This window comes from Hominiventricola filiformis (assembly GCF_020686965.1).
GTDB classification, from domain to species: Bacteria; Bacillota; Clostridia; order Lachnospirales; family Lachnospiraceae; genus Hominiventricola; species Hominiventricola filiformis.
The window spans coordinates 195720-214042 of the sequence record NZ_JAJEPS010000002.1 but is presented as its reverse complement, the minus strand read 5'-3'; the positions used below and the strand labels follow the sequence as shown (position 1 = coordinate 214042).

The 18323-nt window shown below is 43.2% G+C and carries 35 protein-coding genes and 1 tRNA gene; 31 read left to right on the top strand and 5 right to left on the bottom strand.

What is annotated here, in order from left to right; genetic code table 11:
• Positions 1–12 precede the first annotated feature (12 nt).
• The 4 genes from LKD36_RS03890 to LKD36_RS03875 all read right to left on the bottom strand — a co-directional run bounded on the left by LKD36_RS03890 (position 13) and on the right by LKD36_RS03875 (position 2678).
• Entirely contained in the window at positions 13–1134 is a 1122-nt protein-coding gene (locus LKD36_RS03890) for a tyrosine-type recombinase/integrase (RefSeq protein WP_308458771.1), read from the bottom strand.
• Between the two features lie 172 nt (positions 1135–1306).
• A complete protein-coding gene (locus tag LKD36_RS03885; protein WP_308458770.1) occupies positions 1307–1789 on the bottom strand; it encodes a hypothetical protein in 483 nt (160 codons plus the stop codon).
• A gap of 2 nt (positions 1790–1791) precedes the next feature.
• The gene (locus tag LKD36_RS03880) at positions 1792–2244 is read right to left on the bottom strand and encodes an ImmA/IrrE family metallo-endopeptidase (RefSeq protein WP_308458769.1); all 453 of its coding nucleotides are present in this window, start codon (positions 2242–2244) and stop codon (positions 1792–1794) included.
• Positions 2245–2255: 11 nt separating this feature from the next.
• Positions 2256–2678 (bottom strand): helix-turn-helix domain-containing protein, encoded by a 423-nt coding sequence (locus tag LKD36_RS03875; RefSeq protein WP_308458768.1) that lies wholly within the window; start codon positions 2676–2678, stop codon positions 2256–2258.
• A 232-nt stretch (positions 2679–2910) separates the two neighbouring features.
• Between LKD36_RS03875 and LKD36_RS03870 the strand changes: the two genes are divergently transcribed.
• From LKD36_RS03870 to LKD36_RS03795, 17 genes are all read left to right on the top strand, one after another.
• The gene (locus LKD36_RS03870) at positions 2911–3099 is read left to right on the top strand and encodes a helix-turn-helix domain-containing protein (protein WP_308458767.1); all 189 of its coding nucleotides are present in this window, start codon (positions 2911–2913) and stop codon (positions 3097–3099) included.
• Between the two features lie 10 nt (positions 3100–3109).
• Positions 3110–3310 (top strand): helix-turn-helix transcriptional regulator, encoded by a 201-nt coding sequence (locus LKD36_RS03865; RefSeq protein ID WP_308458766.1) that lies wholly within the window; start codon positions 3110–3112, stop codon positions 3308–3310.
• A gap of 107 nt (positions 3311–3417) precedes the next feature.
• The gene (locus LKD36_RS03860) at positions 3418–3666 is read left to right on the top strand and encodes a hypothetical protein (RefSeq protein ID WP_308458765.1); all 249 of its coding nucleotides are present in this window, start codon (positions 3418–3420) and stop codon (positions 3664–3666) included.
• Positions 3666–3863: a hypothetical protein gene (locus tag LKD36_RS03855; RefSeq protein ID WP_308458764.1), complete on the top strand. Its 198-nt coding sequence runs from the start codon at positions 3666–3668 to the stop codon at positions 3861–3863. Before LKD36_RS03860 ends, LKD36_RS03855 begins: the two co-directional genes overlap by 1 nt.
• A complete protein-coding gene (locus LKD36_RS17650) occupies positions 3793–4011 on the top strand; it encodes a helix-turn-helix domain-containing protein (RefSeq protein ID WP_408610909.1) in 219 nt (72 codons plus the stop codon). Before LKD36_RS03855 ends, LKD36_RS17650 begins: the two co-directional genes overlap by 71 nt.
• Positions 4008–4286: a hypothetical protein gene (locus tag LKD36_RS03850; RefSeq protein ID WP_308458763.1), complete on the top strand. Its 279-nt coding sequence runs from the start codon at positions 4008–4010 to the stop codon at positions 4284–4286. Before LKD36_RS17650 ends, LKD36_RS03850 begins: the two co-directional genes overlap by 4 nt.
• A gap of 10 nt (positions 4287–4296) precedes the next feature.
• A complete protein-coding gene (locus LKD36_RS03845; RefSeq protein ID WP_308458762.1) occupies positions 4297–5727 on the top strand; it encodes an AAA family ATPase in 1431 nt (476 codons plus the stop codon).
• A gap of 10 nt (positions 5728–5737) precedes the next feature.
• Positions 5738–6409, top strand: coding sequence for a hypothetical protein (locus tag LKD36_RS03840; protein WP_308458761.1), 672 nt, complete (start codon positions 5738–5740; stop codon positions 6407–6409).
• A complete protein-coding gene (locus LKD36_RS03835) occupies positions 6406–7203 on the top strand; it encodes a PD-(D/E)XK nuclease-like domain-containing protein (protein WP_308458760.1) in 798 nt (265 codons plus the stop codon). The genes LKD36_RS03840 and LKD36_RS03835 overlap by 4 nt, the downstream gene beginning before the upstream one ends.
• Positions 7204–7205: 2 nt before the next feature.
• Positions 7206–7517, top strand: a complete 312-nt coding sequence (locus LKD36_RS03830) for a cytochrome c-type biogenesis protein (RefSeq protein WP_308458759.1) — start codon at positions 7206–7208, stop codon at positions 7515–7517.
• A complete protein-coding gene (locus LKD36_RS03825) occupies positions 7514–7912 on the top strand; it encodes a RusA family crossover junction endodeoxyribonuclease (protein WP_308458758.1) in 399 nt (132 codons plus the stop codon). The genes LKD36_RS03830 and LKD36_RS03825 overlap by 4 nt, the downstream gene beginning before the upstream one ends.
• A 108-nt stretch (positions 7913–8020) precedes the next feature.
• Positions 8021–8371 (top strand): hypothetical protein, encoded by a 351-nt coding sequence (locus tag LKD36_RS03820; RefSeq protein WP_308458757.1) that lies wholly within the window; start codon positions 8021–8023, stop codon positions 8369–8371.
• Between the two features lie 4 nt (positions 8372–8375).
• Positions 8376–9107: a hypothetical protein gene (locus LKD36_RS03815; protein ID WP_308458756.1), complete on the top strand. Its 732-nt coding sequence runs from the start codon at positions 8376–8378 to the stop codon at positions 9105–9107.
• Positions 9073–9876 (top strand): ATP-binding protein, encoded by an 804-nt coding sequence (locus LKD36_RS03810; protein WP_308458755.1) that lies wholly within the window; start codon positions 9073–9075, stop codon positions 9874–9876. The genes LKD36_RS03815 and LKD36_RS03810 overlap by 35 nt, the downstream gene beginning before the upstream one ends.
• Positions 9873–10052 (top strand): hypothetical protein, encoded by a 180-nt coding sequence (locus LKD36_RS03805; RefSeq protein WP_308458754.1) that lies wholly within the window; start codon positions 9873–9875, stop codon positions 10050–10052. The genes LKD36_RS03810 and LKD36_RS03805 overlap by 4 nt, the downstream gene beginning before the upstream one ends.
• A 5-nt stretch (positions 10053–10057) precedes the next feature.
• Positions 10058–10324: a hypothetical protein gene (locus LKD36_RS03800; protein ID WP_308458753.1), complete on the top strand. Its 267-nt coding sequence runs from the start codon at positions 10058–10060 to the stop codon at positions 10322–10324.
• Positions 10325–10445: 121 nt separating this feature from the next.
• The gene (locus LKD36_RS03795; RefSeq protein WP_308458752.1) at positions 10446–11606 is read left to right on the top strand and encodes a hypothetical protein; all 1161 of its coding nucleotides are present in this window, start codon (positions 10446–10448) and stop codon (positions 11604–11606) included.
• A 29-nt stretch (positions 11607–11635) separates the two neighbouring features.
• Here the strand turns inward: LKD36_RS03795 and LKD36_RS03790 are convergent.
• Positions 11636–11708 (bottom strand) — tRNA-Ile (locus LKD36_RS03790).
• 94 nt (positions 11709–11802) lie between these two features.
• Between LKD36_RS03790 and LKD36_RS03785 the strand changes: the two genes are divergently transcribed.
• The 14 genes from LKD36_RS03785 to LKD36_RS03720 all read left to right on the top strand — a co-directional run bounded on the left by LKD36_RS03785 (position 11803) and on the right by LKD36_RS03720 (position 18296).
• Positions 11803–11949, top strand: coding sequence for a hypothetical protein (locus tag LKD36_RS03785; protein ID WP_308458751.1), 147 nt, complete (start codon positions 11803–11805; stop codon positions 11947–11949).
• Complete coding sequence (locus tag LKD36_RS03780) at positions 11936–13348, top strand: DNA cytosine methyltransferase (protein WP_308458750.1); 1413 nt, start codon at positions 11936–11938, stop codon at positions 13346–13348. Before LKD36_RS03785 ends, LKD36_RS03780 begins: the two co-directional genes overlap by 14 nt.
• A 37-nt stretch (positions 13349–13385) precedes the next feature.
• Entirely contained in the window at positions 13386–13808 is a 423-nt protein-coding gene (locus tag LKD36_RS03775; protein WP_308458749.1) for a DUF551 domain-containing protein, read from the top strand.
• A 2-nt stretch (positions 13809–13810) separates the two neighbouring features.
• The gene (locus LKD36_RS03770; RefSeq protein ID WP_308458748.1) at positions 13811–13984 is read left to right on the top strand and encodes a hypothetical protein; all 174 of its coding nucleotides are present in this window, start codon (positions 13811–13813) and stop codon (positions 13982–13984) included.
• Entirely contained in the window at positions 13971–14276 is a 306-nt protein-coding gene (locus LKD36_RS03765; RefSeq protein ID WP_308458747.1) for a Lar family restriction alleviation protein, read from the top strand. The genes LKD36_RS03770 and LKD36_RS03765 overlap by 14 nt, the downstream gene beginning before the upstream one ends.
• Before the next feature lie 359 nt (positions 14277–14635).
• Positions 14636–14908 (top strand): hypothetical protein, encoded by a 273-nt coding sequence (locus LKD36_RS03760; protein ID WP_308458746.1) that lies wholly within the window; start codon positions 14636–14638, stop codon positions 14906–14908.
• A complete protein-coding gene (locus tag LKD36_RS03755; RefSeq protein ID WP_308458745.1) occupies positions 14905–15393 on the top strand; it encodes a YopX family protein in 489 nt (162 codons plus the stop codon). Before LKD36_RS03760 ends, LKD36_RS03755 begins: the two co-directional genes overlap by 4 nt.
• Positions 15365–15799, top strand: a complete 435-nt coding sequence (locus tag LKD36_RS03750; RefSeq protein ID WP_308458744.1) for a hypothetical protein — start codon at positions 15365–15367, stop codon at positions 15797–15799. Before LKD36_RS03755 ends, LKD36_RS03750 begins: the two co-directional genes overlap by 29 nt.
• Positions 15786–16283: a hypothetical protein gene (locus tag LKD36_RS03745; RefSeq protein ID WP_308458743.1), complete on the top strand. Its 498-nt coding sequence runs from the start codon at positions 15786–15788 to the stop codon at positions 16281–16283. Before LKD36_RS03750 ends, LKD36_RS03745 begins: the two co-directional genes overlap by 14 nt.
• 2 nt (positions 16284–16285) lie before the next feature.
• Positions 16286–16417, top strand: a complete 132-nt coding sequence (locus LKD36_RS03740; RefSeq protein ID WP_308458742.1) for a hypothetical protein — start codon at positions 16286–16288, stop codon at positions 16415–16417.
• Entirely contained in the window at positions 16414–16995 is a 582-nt protein-coding gene (locus LKD36_RS03735; protein WP_308458741.1) for a hypothetical protein, read from the top strand. Before LKD36_RS03740 ends, LKD36_RS03735 begins: the two co-directional genes overlap by 4 nt.
• On the top strand, positions 16992–17330 hold the full coding sequence (locus tag LKD36_RS03730) for a hypothetical protein (RefSeq protein WP_308458740.1): 339 nt from the start codon (positions 16992–16994) through the stop codon (positions 17328–17330). The genes LKD36_RS03735 and LKD36_RS03730 overlap by 4 nt, the downstream gene beginning before the upstream one ends.
• Positions 17331–17407: 77 nt before the next feature.
• The gene (locus LKD36_RS03725) at positions 17408–17887 is read left to right on the top strand and encodes a hypothetical protein (RefSeq protein WP_308458739.1); all 480 of its coding nucleotides are present in this window, start codon (positions 17408–17410) and stop codon (positions 17885–17887) included.
• A 4-nt stretch (positions 17888–17891) separates the two neighbouring features.
• The gene (locus LKD36_RS03720; RefSeq protein ID WP_308458738.1) at positions 17892–18296 is read left to right on the top strand and encodes a sigma-70 RNA polymerase sigma factor region 4 domain-containing protein; all 405 of its coding nucleotides are present in this window, start codon (positions 17892–17894) and stop codon (positions 18294–18296) included.
• Positions 18297–18323 lie beyond the last annotated feature (27 nt).

Sequence of the window (18323 nt, the reverse complement as noted above, 5' to 3'; positions counted from 1 at the left end):
AAAGCCCTGTATTTACAGGGCTTTTTCTTTTTCATGTTGCATTTCGTGTTGCATGATCTCATTGAAGTAAGTATCCATTATATCATCAACTTTTACTCTTTCTTCTGAAAAAGTCTGCATATAAATCCCTTTCATAACTTTATCTGATTTCCAGCCGCCTCGTTCCTGCGCGTATTTGTCTGGAATCCGAAGCAGCGCCATGACAGATGCGTTTAGGTGACGCAGATCATGGAATGTGATCGGATCCATACTGTGCTTCTTTTGGAGCCGGATCCATTTATGGTAGAGAGCACTGCTGGACATAGGAACAATCTCGTCGCCCGGCACCCGGTCAATTAACTCTTTGATGTATACAGGGATTCGGTGACGCCGGTTCCGGGTTTCGTTTTTTGCCAGCTCTTTTCTGTAGGGTCCATCCGAGGTATTTACGACGACGCTCCGGATGGTTAGATAATCTCCGTTTACGGATTGTGATTTTGTAAGTCCTTTGATTTCTGACATCGTAAAGGATAGCCATGCAGCAAGCAGAACAGGAAGTTCTATTTCTGTTCCGCGAATGATCTCAATGACTTGTCTGGCAGGCGGAAGCTCTACCATGCGTCGTGTGACCGTAGGAAGCTGAATATCGTCCAGATCAAGGTCTTTCCTGTATTTATGCAGCACTGCGGTTACAAGCCCCCATTCGTTCTTTAGGCGCTTTGCAGAGATGGGTTTCCGATCCCGATTATTGGCTGGACGTTGCGCCTCTGCTATGATAGCATCCTGCAGCAGATCGGCGTTGATGTCTTTTAATGGAATATCCCATAAGTCCTGAAAACCATTTTTCAAGATACATCGGTAATCCTGTGTGGTTGTAGGGGAACGTTTTATCGTTTCGCACATTTCTATGTACATGGTGGTAGCCTCTCTCAAGGTCTTGTGAGCCATTTCACGGCGTTTTGAAAGGTTCGTCTTAGACTTATTTAATTGGAACTCTGATGCGGCAAATTCCGCTTCTGCGCGGGTGTCAGCTGTGAACGATTCATAAATGCGCTTGTCCTTCATTTTTCCGGTTTTGGGATCCAGAACCCTCTCTGTGTGGCTATAGGCCAGACACCTCCATGCTCCAGATGGTAACTTTTTTGCTTTTGCCATAGTGTATCCTCCTTAAAAATGGGTATAAAAATAACAGCCAGCAGGAACATTCGTTCCGCTTGCGTGGCTGCCTCCGGGATGATACAATATAGTTGTTCGATATGTTGTATCTCTTCGGAGGTATAATCAACGGTCTTCTGTTCCAGCAGAGGGCCGTTTTTATTTTGTTGACTTACTGACAATCTGCACATGGTTCATAGCCAGCAGATTCTGCATCTTCTTTGAACCAATGATAAGTAGAGTGTCCACTTAGGTGGTAACAATCATATGAATGATATTTGTTGCCAGATGGAGTAGTAAATACTATGTGAGTGTCTAAAAATAGCGTTTTCTCAATTGATTTATCATATTCAGTTTGCAAATTTGAGTAACGTATACTCAAATTACTTAAACGGGATTTTGCTGTTTTAAGTTCATCAGAGTTCTTTGCGAGCTCTTCGTTGAGCTGTATTACTTGCTGCAATTGGTAATTGTATCCGGTATACCAGAAGTATGAGCATCCAGCGAGCCCAGTACATGCGATTACCAGAATCCATATAAGAACTTTTGATGAGAACAGTTTCCTGATTCTAAAATACTTTTTTCCGCATCCGGTGCATTGCCCGGATTCATTATCAATAACAGAACCGCACTTTTTACAATAAACAGTTTTCATTTTTATTCACCTAAAAATAATTTATTAAAAATTTTTTTATACTTTAAAAGAGTTTCATCATATCCGGTCATTCTAGCCAACTGTCCAATTGTGAGATCTGGATTTTCAATAATCTCCGTGTCTGGCACAAGAAGCTCGATAGCGAATGTGTTAGCTTCAATTTCAATTCTATCTGCAGACAGAAAAGTCTTGTTCCGAATGAAATAGCAGTTTTGCCGTGGATGCAGAATAGCATGCCCTAATTCATGAGCCATGACAAAACGTTGCTCCTGTTCGTCCAAATTTTCATTCAGAAAAATGCATTTATGTCTTTTCATATACATATAGCATCCAAGCCTGGATCCCATGTTTCCGATAGCAAGTTCGATATTTAGTTCCTTGGCAATTTGAAACGGATCAGAAGTCTCATATTTTTTTACATAGTAAGAGACTGTTTTATGTATATCCTTTTTCAAAGTAATCTCACCTACTTCTTTTTGTGCGGATTGTATTTTTCTTTGTTAATAGCTTTCAACCGGCGAAGCATGAGTTCGATTTGTCCTGCAAAGAGTTCAAGATCATCCTCCGGGATATCCGTTCCTTCAAAGCTAGCAGGACCGTCTTCTCCGTTTCTCAATTTTTCCATGATAGAGTTCAGATCTTTGGCAATGTCTTTTTCATCTCTTGTGGTCAATCCAGAATTTTTTTCTTTTGTCTCATCTTTTCCTGACATTAAATAATCTACTGTCACACCAAAATAATCGGCTATTTTCTTTAGTGTTTTTGTGGTTGGCGTACTTCTTCCAGATTTCCAATTACTTAAAGCAGTTTGTGTAACTCCGGCTTCTTTTGCAACTTTGTAAGCTGTAACGTTGTGTTTTTGAAGAAGTTGCTCAAAAACTTCATACATATTTTGTGCTCCTTTCACAAAAAGAAAATACTTTCGTAAAAATAAGCATAAAGTATTGACTACTTACGAAAAGAGTAGTATAGTTTAGTTACGCAAACGAAAGTAGGCGGAAGGAAATACTAATGCCATTAAAAATACTTTCTTTTATAAGATGTGGTAGTTTTATATTTGAAAGTATATCATGTGACGAAAGTATTTTCAATAGGTGAAATACTGGGAAGGAGGTGTAATTTTGTACGAAAAGTTCACCGAATTATTGAGCAAAACAAACAAAACATCGTACCAAGTAGCAAAAGATACAGGAATTAGTCAGACTGCTTTTTCGAATTGGAAAGCCGGAAGATGTAAGCCAAATCTGGAAAGCATGAAGAAACTTGCAGATTATTTCAGCGTACCGATTGAGTATTTTCTGGAAGAGTAGGAGGTTCTATATGGACAAAACATCATTTGGAAATTTTCTCAAGAATGCAAGGGAAAGCGCAGAAATGACGCAGAAAGAACTTGCAAAGAAGGCAGGATTTTCCGACAGAGCAATATCTATGTGGGAAAACGGCACAAGAGAAATATCTTTGTACAATGCTGACCGATTGCTGAAATCATTGGGGCAGCCCTTTGTGATTGGAACAAAGTAAAAATTCCCCGCCTGTACATCCAATAAACAGGCAGGGAAAGGTGCGTACCATTTTGGGAGAAAGCGGTACGACCTCATTATATCAAAAAGATGAGGAGGTAACAATATATGCCAGCATTAAAATCTTCCGCAACTGAACAGATGAACCGGGAAGTCCGGGCGGCTGTGAATGCGGGACAGGAGCGAAGATCCTTGAATGATGAGCGGACAGCAAAGATGCTCGGAATTTCCAAAGGAACTTATCAGCGGCATAAACGGGAACCGGAAAGGATCTGCCTGGCAGAGTTCCGGCGAATGGTAAAGCTTCTGAAATTACAGGATTCGGATATTCTCCGGATGGTAAGGGAGGAGCAGTAATGGGAATGGCAATGACATTTGCGGGAATCGGATTTTTCCTGATGAGCGCAGATAGTAAAGCTTTCTGCGTAGCTGGTTTAGCGTGCCTTGGTGCCGCTGCGATTAAATTATGGAGGATTGATAAGCGTGATAAATGTATCACTTACGGAAAAACAGCATATCGCGCTCGTCGCCGTCATAAAAAGCAGGTTAAATGACCGGGGATGGAGTGCTGCTGATTTGGCCAGAGCGACCGGATACAATGTGCACACAATATACCGGCTGTACAAAACAAATATTAAAGCTTCCAGAGCGTGCGTGTATGAAGTGACACGGGTGCTCGGAATAAATCTGGAGGACTTATGATCCATGTTATTGATTACTATTACGTGGACCCGGCGGGACTGGATTACACAGTGCTGCGGAAGAAAACGGGGAATCGTAATGGCGAAGAAAAAGAGGTGTATGAGCCGAAAGGTTACTACAACTCATTAAAAGCCGCAGTGAAAGCGGTTGGAAAGCTGTATAGAAAAGACCTGCTGAGCAAGCAGGACTATGAGCTGGACGAAGCCATAAAGGTGCTTCAAACGGCTGATGACGTATTAGAGAGTGTTCTTTACAGGGCGCTCGGTGAAAAGTAGGAGGTGTGTAATGAGAATTACGAAAGTAAAAATAACAAACCTTTTTGGAATTACAGAAAGCGAGCTGGACGGTGAGTCAGTAGAGCTGTCCGGAAAAAACGGAGTAGGAAAATCTTCCGTAATTGATGCAATCCGCTATGCACTGACGAACAAGTCAGATCGAAAGTACATTGTTCGTAGAGGTGAGACAGAAGGGGAAATTTTAATAGAGACCGATAATGGGTTGAGAATTAACAGAAAAGCAAGAACAGCACAGGCTGATTATAAGTCAGTAAAACAGAATGGCCGTGAGGTTGGCAGCCCGGAAAGTTTTTTGAGAGACATTTTCACACCGCTGCAGCTTAATCCAGTAGAGTTTTTAGGAATGAGCGAAAAGCAGCAGAATGCAATCATTTTGGATATGATTGAGTATTCATGGGGACTTGACGATATACGGGAATGGTTCGGTGAAATTCCATCTTGGATAAATTACGACCAAAATATTTTATCCATTTTGAACGATATTCAGAGTGAAAACGGAGAGTATTTTCAGAATCGACAGAATATAAACCGTGATATTCGTAATAAACGCGCTTTCATTGAAGAGATCGCAAATACAATTCCGGCGAATTACGATGTTGATAAATGGGAAAATGCTAATGCTGGTGAGCTCTATACAAAAATTGAACGTATCCGGAAGAGTAACGAGGATATTCGGAAAGCACAGGCTCTTTTAGAAAACCGGGATAATAAAGTCAGGGCGTTTGATGCAGAACGTGAAATTGCAAAAGCATCATTGGAAAGAGAAATTACTTCCAGAAGGACACAGATTGATTCTGATATTACAAAATTGGAAGCACAGATTAAGGCATTGCAGACAGCTAAACAATCATTGGATGAAAAAATGAAAGACCGACTGGCAGTGATTGAGGAAAGTTATAAGGCCAATGTGGCAAAATATGATGCAGAAGTTGAAAATTATGCGGAGTACCGGGATAAAGAACCTTTGAGCACGAAGGAGTTGGAAGAAGAGGCTGCTACTATCGAGGCTATGAAAGCCCATATCAATGAGTACAATCGGATGAAATCTCTCCAGAATGAAGTTGATTGCCTGACAGCGGAATCCCAGATGTATACGAATCGTATCGAAAAAGCCAGATTATTGCCGGGTGAGATTCTTGCGACAGCGAAAATTCCGATTGATGGGCTGACCATCAAGGAGGGTACACCACTGATTCATGGTTTGCCGGTGTCTAATCTTTCAGACGGCGAAAAATTGGATCTCTGCATTGATGTAGCTATTCAGAAGCCGAACGGTCTGCAGATCATTCTGATTGATGGAGTGGAAAAACTTTCCACCAGTGTCAGGGAAACACTGTACAAAAAATGTAAAGATAAAGGTCTGCAGTTTATTGCGACCAGAACCACGGATGATCCGGATTTGACGGTGATTACATTATAAGGAGAAAAATATGGAAGAAGTAATGATTCAGGAAAGAAATGAGGTTGCGGTAGAATCCGCATTCAGCAACCTTGCAAATTTTAAGGAACTATACGATATCGGAAAGATGTTTGCAAGCTCCAGTCTTGTTCCGGCAGCATATCAGGGAAAACCGATGGACTGTGCGATTGCAGTGGATATGGCAAACCGGATGGGGGTTTCCCCGATGATGGTTATGCAGAATTTGCATGTAATCAAAGGAGTACCGTCATGGAGCGGACAGGCATGCATGAGTCTGATTAAAGCATCCAGAGAATTCAAGGATGTACACCATGTGTATTTTGGCGAACGACATACGGATTCCTGGGGATGCCGTGTAGTAGCCACAAATAAGAAGACGGGTGAAGAAATCAAAGGACCTGAGGTCTCCATCCAGATGGCAAAGGATAATGGATGGTATTCCAAAAAAGATAAAATGGGGAACGAGACTTCCAAATGGCAGGCAATTCCAGAGCTGATGCTTGCTTACAGGGCAGCAGCTTTCTTTGCTAGAGTTCATACACCTAATTCACTTATGGGTTGCAAAGTTGAGGGCGAAGTGGAAGATATCCAGCCATCGGAAGCACCAAAAGCAGTTGACCCATTCATCGTTCCACCTGCAGATGATGCGGTGATGAAAGAAGCGGAGGAGGTATTTGGATGATCTTAACAGCTGAAAACTACTACAGCCAGGAGGCGAATCGGGAATACATGAGTGTATCCCAGTACAAAACACTGTTTGGCACATTTGGAAAGGTCGCATGTGAGGCACGGGCAATAGCAGAACTTAACGGAGAGTGGGAGCAGGAAAAGACCACTGCCCTCTTGGTTGGCTCTTATGTAGATGCTCATTTTGAGGGAACGTTGGATTTGTTCCGGGCACAAAATCCGGAATTATTCACGAAAGCGGGACAGCTTAAAGCGGAGTTCCGCAAGGCAGAAGAAATTATTGCAAGAATCGAAAGAGACTCGTATTTCATGAAATTCATGAGCGGTCAGAAGCAGGTTATCATGACCGGCGAGATCGGCGGGGCAAAATGGAAAATAAAAGTAGATAGCTTGATTCCAGATGTCTGCATTGTAGATTTGAAAGTCATGAAAGCATTGAGAGATGTATTCCGAACCCATGATGCAGAATACATGGGGTTTGTAGAATACTGGGGATACGATCTGCAGGGGGCAGTGTATCAAGAAATTGTCCGGCAGAACACAGGAAAGACATTGCCGTTCTTCATTGCCGCTGCCAGCAAGGAAAAGGAACCAGATATTGAAATTATCCAGATCGACGATGCTCACCTGAAAGAGTGCCTGATCGGAATTGAAAGTAACGTTCCGAAAGCTCTTGCTCTTAAATCTGGAGCCTATCAGCCTATTCGGTGTGAGTCCTGTGATTACTGTAAGCACACCAAAATTCTGACCAGCCCGATTCACTATACAGACCTGATGATGGGAGCGTAAGCATGGACAGTATCATAACAAAGTATCGTAGCAATTGTATGTTCTGCGGGAAACCGGTGACATCGCAACATCATTTCCTTTTTGGACGTGGAGTTAGAAATCTTGCGGAAGAAGATGGAATCAAAGGCCCTGTATGTGACGAATGCCATACCACAGGTCGAGTGATTGACCGGATCCATGACAATGTGATGGCTGAAAAAATGAGCAAAATCATCGGTCAGCTTGCCTGGGAGAAAAGGAAGGTTGCCGAGGGCGTGACAGAGGATGAAGCCAGAGAGGCTTTCCGTAAGAGATACGGAGGGAGCTGGCTATGAAATTTAAAATTGAGGGTCGCTACTGGAAAGGTGAAAAAACTTTTCCATCATTGAATGATTACATTCATGAGCTTGGGCGTAATCCAAAGGCAGGAGCAAGAATCAAAAGTAAATTCGAAGGGATAGCGTGTGACGCTGTTCGGATGGGTTTGAAGGGGCATAAAGTCTCTGGTCTTGTAACTCTGCACTATGTGTTTTACGAACCAGAGAAAGGGCAGAGAAGGGATCACATGAATGTGTTCTCTTTCGCTGACAAAGTAATTCAGGACGCATTGCAAAAATGTGGGACTCTGAAAGACGATTCTCCAAAATATGTAGACGGTAGCCAGATTAAGCATGAATTCCACTACACATCTGGAACGCCATACATCGAAGTGGAGATCGTGGAACTGTAGGTGCTAACCATATTGGCTTAATAATATATCACGAAAAGCCATGATGGAAACATAAAAATCCGATTGTTTTTTCCCGGTGGAGATTTCTGCCGGGAGAAAGGAGGGATCATGAGCGGAATTGCTGAAAGCATTTTCAACCGGATCGGTATTGGAAAAGAAAATGCGGTACCGAGACCGACAAATAGAAGTGATGATCGGAAGCTTCGAGAATTGATCTCTGTATGGAACGGAGATAGTGAGCATGATCCGATTATCAACGTAGGGAACGGCTATTATAAACCGCGTCCTTGGGTGCCAGCGGAAGCGTTGGAATTCAAAGAGTACATGGCGAAGGAATCCGCAAGGATGGAATTCATCCGTACAAAATTGGTGCCTATGAAAAGATCATTTGAGAGGATGGCGCGGGATGGTGCAGAGCTTACCGGAGGGTATGAGCAGCTAATCCTACCGCTGGAATGATCGTATGGGACATATAAAGATTGACAGAAGGATCCTTGAATGGGAATGGTACAAAGACCTGAATACGTGCCGATTATTCTTTCACCTGCTTCTGCGGGCAAACTGGAAAGACGGCAGATTTCAGGGCATGGAAATTCCAAGAGGATCACTGGTTACATCATACAATAATTTGGCAGCCGAAACAGGGTTGTCGGTAAAGAACGTAAGGACAGCTCTAAAACACCTTGAAACGACAGGGGAAGTGGCAGTCAACCGACACCCAAAATTCAGCGTAGTTACAGTAAATAACTATAATTTGTATCAATCAGACGGCACAATAAACGGCAGTCAAGTGGCAGACAACCGGCAAACAACCGGCAAGCAAGTGGCAACAATAGAAGAAGTAAAGAAGGTAAGAAGTAAAGAAAGTAATAATAATATTCCTTCTGCGCCGGACGATAAATCGCCTTGCGCCGGAAGCTTCCTGCTCAACGATGGAACATCGTATGAGATCACGGAGAACGACGTGGATAAATTCCAGCAGCTCTATCCGGGGATAGATGTACGTCAGGAGATCAGGAATATTACCGGCTGGTGTATATCGAATCCGAAGAATCGTAAAACCAGAGCCGGAGCAAAGAGATTTTTGAACGGCTGGTTATCACGGGCACAGAACAGTGCAAGACCGAATAAAGGATATTCCAGAGAGGAGGAAAAGACAGATGTCAAATCAGGAAGCAGTTTCAGAGCATGGTGAATGCCCAATCTGTCACGGACTGATGGTGGAGTTTTACAAGGTACCGGTTGAGATCACGGAGATCTTGGAAGACGGGAGCGAAAAGAAACACATCGAGCAGCACGAGGTTGCACGGCCGTGTCCAAGATGCACGGTACAGCTTCAGGCAGGCGCAAATACCGGTATACCGGCACAGTTCCAGGATGCTGAGATTGAAAAGTTTGATTTTGGTATTTATGGTGTCGACCTGTCAAAGCTCCGGAAGATCATCAAATCATACTGCGAGCAGTTCGAGATGGTCAAAGAATCTGGAAAAGGATTGTACTTGTGGTCAGCAACGGCAGGAAGCGGGAAGACGTATCTTTCATGCTGCATCCTTCGGACACTGATTTTACAGAGCGGAATACAGGGACGTTTTGTCACAGCCGTTGATTATCTAGCAGCGGTCGGAAAAAGCTACGAGAAAGGCCGTGAACGCGGTGAGACAGACCCGAGTGCGGTATACCGAACCTGTTCGGTTCTTGTGCTGGATGATCTGGGAACACAGAAGAACGGTGAATGGCAGGAACAGGAACTTTTCCGACTCATAGATACCAGACTCAACAATGGTCTGGTGACGCTGATCACTTCAAACCTTCCGCCGGAAAACCTCAACCTGAACTTCCGGATCGTCGACCGAGTTCTGAAATCAAGCATCATATTACAGATGCCGGAAGTGAGCGTGAGAAGAGCACAGGCTGAGCGTGAACAGGAGAAATTCTTGAGCAAGCTTCTGGAAGGTGGAGCATGACAGTAACATACAACGTCACAAACATAGAGATCGCAACAGTTATCATGCGGAACCGCACCATGCAGCAGATTCATGATCTGTTGGGTGTGGATATGGAATACCTCCGCCGGATCACCCGGTATAGCGGGGTAACGTATGGAAAATACATCATTGAGAGAGCAAGAACAATGGAGTGAGAGGTATGACTAAAGCAATTTTGGTTATGGATATGCCGAACTCATGTGGAAAGTGCAAATTCCTGTATGAGTTTCAAGGTATTAAGAAATGCCAGCTTATGAATGTGCTCAATAATGGGGCATCAAGGCTGTCGCAGAATACATTCACAGTAAAGCGGTATGAAAAGTGTCCGCTTCGGAAGTTACCAGAGAAAGTAAATCATCCTGAGTATTGTGATAATGGACGATTTGATAAAGGCTGGAATGCCTGCTTAGATGAAATTTTAAAGTGAATTGAAAGGAGTGAGAGGTTTGCTGGCCAGCGTGAAAGAGCTCTTTACTCCGTGAATAAAATTGGAATCAGTAAAAGAAAGAATGGAGCGGCTGGGAACGTATGAAAAGATAGCATCATTTATGCAGAAGGAAAAACAGCCGTATGAATTTAAGCGGAAATACGCACAAATCCGGGCAGAGGAATTTGCCAGGGAATGTGATGGGCGCGGACTGAACTATCATGTTTCCGTTGGAGGATTGGACAGTATCGTTTTATATCTGTTTCTCCATGAAATCTGCCATATCAATGCTCCGGGAGTGAGTGCTTCAATGTTGGAGGATAAGTCGATCCGGCGGGTACATAGAGCGCTAGGGATTATCCGGGTACCACCATTACGGAGAGAGGACGGGACTCTCTGGACGAAAGCCAGGGTAATACAGGAATTTGGCTTTCCGGTGATATCGAAGGAAGTGGCAGCAAAGATCGAACTGCTTCAGAATCCGTCGGAAAAGAATAAGACGGTCCGCCATGCCATCATCACCGGCGAAACAGGAGAGTATGGTGGTTGGCAGAAGGACTCCAACATGAAACTGAAGCAGCGGTGGCTTGAACTGTTCGGAGGATATGAAAACGAGAATGAAGGATGCAATTATCAGAAACCGGATTTCTTGGTATCTTCCAAGTGCTGTTATTACCTGAAGGAGAAGAACTGCGATAACTGGGGAAAGGAACATAACAGCGTTCCCTTCCTCGGTCTGATGGCATCCGAGGGCGGCAGACGTGCCAAGAGCCTGCGGATGAATGGGTGCAACTATTTTGGAAAGTCAACCATCAGATCAGCACCGTTTGCAATCTTCCATAGACAAGATATTTTGACCCTGGCACTGGAGATGGACCAGATGTGGAAAGATGGATTGAAAGAAAAGTACCATGAAAAGCTTCTGGAGGAAGAAAAGATTGCAGAGAGCTTCCAGATGCCGGACAGCATTATTCCGGAGATCTACGGATCCATCGAAAGAAAACCAGACGGAACACTGTATACCACAAAGGCACAGCGTACCGGTTGTTCAATGTGTGGATTCGGAATTCACATGGAGAAAAGACCGCACCGATTCGATATGTTGTACAAGGAAAATCCGAAAGAGTGGGATTACCTGATGTTCCATATATGCAAGGATCAGGCCGGGAACGATTACGGTTGGGCGAAGGTGCTGGATTATATCGGGGTTGAATGGGACCCGACAACCATTGGCGGGAATTGCAAGGGACAGATGAGTCTTCCATTAGATATGATGATATAACGAACAAAGGCACCCGAAGGTGCCTTTAGCAGGGGCAATGGGACTCGAACCCACGACCGTACCTTTATGAGAGGTGTGCTCTATCCACTGAGCTATGCCATCTAATACTCTACATTAAAGAAATATATTAGTCAAGAAGAAAGGAGCCGAACCTCCGGCCGGGGTAATGATATATCGGGTTCCTTAAGAAAATAATATGAGCAAATCAAAATATGCAAAAACCAAGGCAGCAGGGCAGCTGGTAGGTATGAGCAGATACGGGAAACAGTTCGGACAGCAGGCACATTTAGTGAATGCGAATAATCGGCAGATGAGGAGAATGAGAAAAAATGATTCACAGTGAGCTGATCGTAGACAATTTTGCTGGTGGGGGCGGTGCTTCCACGGGCATTGAGCTGGCAACAGGATATAGCGTGGATATTGCCATCAATCATGATCCGGAAGCCATTAAGATGCACATGGCGAATCATCCGAATACAAAGCATTACTGTGAAAATGTGTGGGCGGTAGATCCGGTAAAGGCATGCAAAGGGCATCCGGTAGCACTTGCCTGGTTCTCACCGGATTGCAAGCACTTTTCCAAGGCCAAGGGTGGAAAACCAAAAGATAAGAACATCAGGGGTCTTGCATGGGTAGCCTGCCGCTGGGCGGGGTTGGTGCGACCGAGAGTTATCATGCTGGAAAATGTGGAGGAATTTCAGCAATGGGGTCCGCTAAACCGGCGGCACCATCCAATTAAGAAGAAAAAAGGGCAGACATATCGAAAGTTCATAAAACAATTGTGGGAATTGGGATATACGGTTCAGACAAAAGAATTGATTGCTGCGGATTATGGTGCACCTACAATGCGGAAAAGATTTTTCTTGATTGCCAGGTGCGATGGTGGACCTATTATCTGGCCAGAGCCAACGCATGGACCAGTGGACAGTGAAGCTGTTAAAACAGGACTGCTGAAACCATACGTAGGAGCATATACACAATTTGATTTTTCGTTACCCTGTCCGAGTATCTTTGATACTTCGGAAGAAATCAAAGAAAAGTACGGAATCCGTGCAGTCAGACCGCTGGCAAAGAAAACAATGGACCGGATAGGAAGAGGACTTAAAAAATTTGTTATAGATGAGGATGATCCGTTTATTGTAGATGGGAAAATCCCGTTTCTTATTCAGTATCATTCCTATGCTGGAAATGATGTCAGAGGACAGAAAATAACGGGTCCGCTTATGACATTGGATGGATCAAACAGATACGGCCTTGTATGTGCTTTTATCAGCAAATTTTATAAGAGTGGGACTGGACAGGATGTAAGAGAACCACTTCATACGATAACTACTTCGCCGGGACATTTTGGACTGGTAATGGCATATCTGATTAAGTACTACGGTTCAGAAGCGGGAGGACAAGATATCCGGGAACCGCTGGATACTTTAACATCGAGAGACCGCTTTGGATTGGTGGAAGTATATGGAGATAGATACCAGATTTATGATATCGGCCTGCGTATGTTGGAGCCAAGAGAACAGTATAACTGCCAAGGTGTACCGGATGATTATATTATCGATCATGATTGTGATGGAAAAGCAATATCGAGATCGGAGCAGGTGAAGAAATGCGGGAATATGGTGTGCCCGCAGATACCTGCAGCCTTGGTAAAAGCCAATCTGCCAGAGCTTTGTGTGGCGGAGAGAACACCGAATATGCGGATACAGGCAGAGCAGACCGGGCAACTCCGGTTTGCGTAACTCAACTTAACTCGACTGATGAATTGGAGGATGGGAAATGAATATAGGAAAAGCGTGTGCAATTTTTGAACAAATTCAGAAAGAAAAATATTCAGACAATGAGAAATTATGGGCGATCAAAGATGTGTTAGGTATGCCAACACATAACGGAATTACGAAAAACACGATTCTGAATGCATTTAAATGGTTTTTCGATTATGCAATTGAGGAATCTCAGGAAAAATCAACGAAACCTGAAGAGCAGACCCGATGGATTCCGGTAGATGAAAAACTGCCGGATCCAGATGAGCTGATATTACTGTCATTTGAGAATTTTACAGTACCAATGATCGGGCGGTACACAGTGGATGATGATGACTCTGGAACATTCCGTGTTGGCGATACAGATGAAAGTTTTGTTGAAAATGATTTGTATGTGAATGCCTGGATGCCACTGCCGGAGCCGTGGAAAGGAGAATGAGTATGTACTGTAATGGAAACTGCGAATTTCTGGATAAAAAACGCAAGAAATGCAAAGAAGACGGAAAGATTATTGCAGTTATGAAAGTGAAAGGAAAGCCCCTTTCCTATGACTGCTATGAGCATATTGTAGGATGCGTGAAAGACAGGGAGGGAGAAGCTGATGGAGAAACTTAAACCGTGCCCGTTCTGTGGTAGCAAAAATATACGTTTGTGGGGAATAACCTATCATTGGGTGCAATGTGAAAAATGTCTTTCTTCTACGTCAATAAGTTACAAAAAGGAAAAAGCAATCGAGTATTGGAACAGGAGGGCGAACGATTCGGACAAGATTATATCTGAACTTCAAAAGAAACAGGAAGAGCAGAGGGAGTTGTATATGCAGACTGGTAGAGACGAACACATTCTGGCAATGGGAGCATATGCGTACTCAGAGAAGATCGTGAAAGGCGGTGGAGTAGATGGTTGATTTACCGGATTTGACCAGGGCGTGATCGGAAAGCCGCTTCCGGCAGATTCTACGCTTAATAACATGAAAAAATATGAACTGATCGAGTTGTTACATATTGCAGAGAGTAATCATAGGATATTAGCCGATGCGTATGCAAACGCTGTTGATACTAGCAAGTGTAATAGGTGTCCTCTGATGCAGGCGGCGAAAAAAATGAGGTGCGAAGATGCATTTTGAAAGATTCGACTTTCTTGTTGATATACTGGATGTATATATTCTACCAACAATCAGAATAAGCACACAGTATGAAATGATTGATAAAAATTTCAACATTCAGATTCATTTTGCAGTATTTCATTTTAGATGGAGGTGGGTAGATGGCTAAGAAAGTAAAGTGCTGTGAATGCGATTGCCTGATGCAGTGGGCACTTCCACAGAAAATTACAAAAGACAATTATGAGTATGCGAAAAGCTGCCTGGACTACGCAAAAAGAACAGGAGTGTGCGGCATAACTAGCAAAACAAAATTGAAGACTCATGAGCAATATTGCAAGTATTTTGAGCCAATTGTTTTAAGAACAGACGAAAATGAACGAATAAAACGGTTTGAAGAAAAAATTAGAAAGTATGAGAAGGAGAACGGGCTATGAGAGAGATTCTTTTCCGTGGGAAGCGGATTGATAACGGCGAGTGGGTAGAAGGTTATTATGTAAAAGCACTGGATATGTATGATAAGGAAATACATACAATTTTTGATACAGCGACAACTTTTTACTCATGTGGAGAAACATCCGGGTTTGAATTAGTAGATCAAGAAACTATCGGTCAATATACAGGATTTACCGATAAGAACGGTAAGAAAATATGGGAGAATGATATTATTTCATACCAAAGAGACAATGATGATTGCCCGTTTCCGAATAAGGATACGAAGAAAAGACTTGGGAAAGTATTCTATCAAGGTTTTAGATCGACTTTTGCTATTGGCATGGGAAGAAATGGAAGTAGATCTATAAATGATGATTTGTGGAAATACGTTCAGAATGGAAATCGAGTTGAGGTTATCGGAAACCGGTTTGATAACCCGGAATTGTTGGAGGAGCAAGATGGAGAGATTAACAAAAACGTACAGTGATGGAACACATGGAGCTGCTGATAACTTACCATGTGGAGAAAATTCTTACGCGTATAAAGGGTTATTGCTTGAAGCGTTAGGAAAATACGAAGATCTGGAAGAGCAGGGAAGGCTGCTGCGGTTGCCGTGTAAGGTGGGAGATGCAGTTTATGTAGTCACTTCTCCATTTAATGTGTTTGATGATATTGAATATGATGAGAATATGAAAGACGAAGTCTATGAATCTTATGTTTCTAGTGTATCATTTTATGAAAGCGGAGAACAATATAGAATTTACGCTAAGGCAACAAATCATTTTATAGGAGCATATTTTAGAGAATGCGATTTTGGTAAAACAGTATTCCTCGCCAGAGAGGAAGCAGAAGCCAAGCTGAAAGAAATGGAGGAAAGCCATGAAGGGGAATGAAGTAGAAAATCTGTTGAGAGATATGCAGGAGTATCGTGAATTGACAGATCGTGTGAAAGCTATTTACGGAGATCAGATGACTCTAAAAGATATGGTGGATGTAATGGAACGAATAATCCGGGAGCCTGGAAGAAAAGATCCGGTCAATGCCAGAATTCTTACATACGATGAAGCGGCCATGTGGGATGAATACAGGAAGTCTGGTACACCAGAAGAACTGAAAGCAGCATCCAAATATCTGCAACTGGTCAAGAAACATGGAACTGTTGGAAAAACTATTGAGGAATGCGCGGAATACGAAGCGATAGGCACGGTGGAAGAATGCCGGGCGGCTATGGAGAAGCAGAGAAAGAAACTTGTGAAAAATCAATATGGAACAAGTTATATCTGGAAAGCTGGATATTGCCCTGTATGTGGCTGCGGAGTTACAGCAAGGTGGGATTATTGCCAGTGCTGCGGGCAGAAGTTGAACTGGCAGGTATAACTATGGACGATGATTATGACTATTGCTATGAATGCATCGGGTACGGTGATAACTACTACGAAAATGAGGACGGAGAGCTGATCTGCAGGTGCTTTGAGTGTCCACGGTTCAATGAGGGAGGTGACTGGGATTGAAGAAAATACATAGAACCAGAGCAGAGCTGCTGCGGGAGCTGAACTACACGGCGAAGTGCCGGAGAAACAGCTATTCGGCGTCGTTTTCAGGATTGTCGGTATATCTGACTCATATCTTGGTATTCCAGGAAAAATGGAGACCAGGGCAGATACAGAAATTATATCAGGCAATTACTGACGGCTTGGCAGATGAGTCCTTTGATATTGATACAGCCAATGCCCGGCTAAAAGAGAAGACAGGGGTCGCGTTTGAGGTTGTCAGACATGAAGATAGTGACATCCATATAAGCAAAAAGAAGAAATACCGATACATGATTGTGCAAAAGCTGAATGAGGCGGAGGATGAGATCTGCACGTATTGTATGCGCTGGTGCCTGATTGCTTATAGTTACCTGATGGACAACGGTTTTGGGAAAAAGCGAATAACCCGTATCAATGACGCATTGAAAGATTGCCTGGAGAAATCAGAAAGCGGTGTGGTTGATGCGAAAGTTGCCGTGATGCGTCAGGAACTGATTGATGCTGGTTACATCATCGAGATGCCAAAAGAATGGATTTTGTTAAGGAGTAGAACATGACAATCAAAGAAAAAATCAAAACGATGCTTGTGAATTACACGATGAAACAGTTTCCGGAAGAGTTTTTCAAGGAACCCGTTATTGAATATCATGATGCAATCGTGAAAACATTTATGGTGGAACAAAAGGTTCCGCTGCTCGGTATTCCAGAAACCGATGATTTTGAAGATTATATGAAAAAGAAGCTTGCAAGTATGATTGCGGAAGGTGTTATGCAGTATATGGAATTCTACACGCATGAAGAGACAGAAGATAGATTTCCCTGCAGAATATATAAGGCCAGTCTGAAAGTGGTAACAAGTGAGGAAGTATGGCGTACGTGCAAAATGAAATAAAAAAGAACGGATCCGGTTATAGTGATCCTACAGCCTATGAGGCATTGAAACATATAACGAAGATGGAGGAGAAAACTATGGAATTTTACAGAGGCGACATCGTGGAAATTGAAACGAAAAACGGCAATCTGAAAGAGGCAGTTGTATTGCAGACTCATGAAAAGTATTCAAATATTCTGATTCTGACGAATGATGATAGAATGCCGTACAGCGTAAATTGCAGAGGTGAGAGATATGCGAATCCGGGAATGGTTCAGTATGTGTTCAATGACAATGTGGCAGGCTTCATCCGCTCAATGACAGATTCTGAATATGAATCTATCATGAATGCAGTCATTGATTCACTGGGTTATTATCCGAAGCATGCTCTTGCCAGAAATGAGGCTCCAGAGCCAGACCGAGAGAATGAACAGAAAAAATATCTGCAGGCAGTTATTGAAAAGGAGAGGAAGGACGCCGATCTCTTGAAGAAAGAACTGGCACAGGCGCAGACTGAAAGAACGGTGTACAAAGACCTGTATACAGATATTTTGGACAGAGTTATGAAAGGGGCGTGATACAATGGACTACGAAGCAAAAAAACGATTTCTCTGCCAGTACGTAGAAGGAAAGGGAGAGATCGCAGCACTGAAAAATGATCTGGAGTTCTGGCGGGGCGTAGGAGAATCTACCTCGGCAGGATCCGGCAGCATAGGGAATCATTCCGGTGGAAGCAAGGTGGAAAGCGCTGCTGTGCATATCGCGCAGATAGAACGGCAGATTGATGTTGATATAAAAACCTGCGAAGAGACGAGGGAAAACGTCAGAAACGCCTTGGAACGTTTCAAGACAGGTAAATACAAAACTATTCTGTGTGACTTGTACATAGACGGGAAAAGCAGGATCCAGATTGCGAATGATAGGGGCATGACCATTAGAGCAGTCAATGCTATGATTCACAGGGCCATTGATATGATTGATATTTAACAAAAGAGAAGGGTATCCTCCGTAATT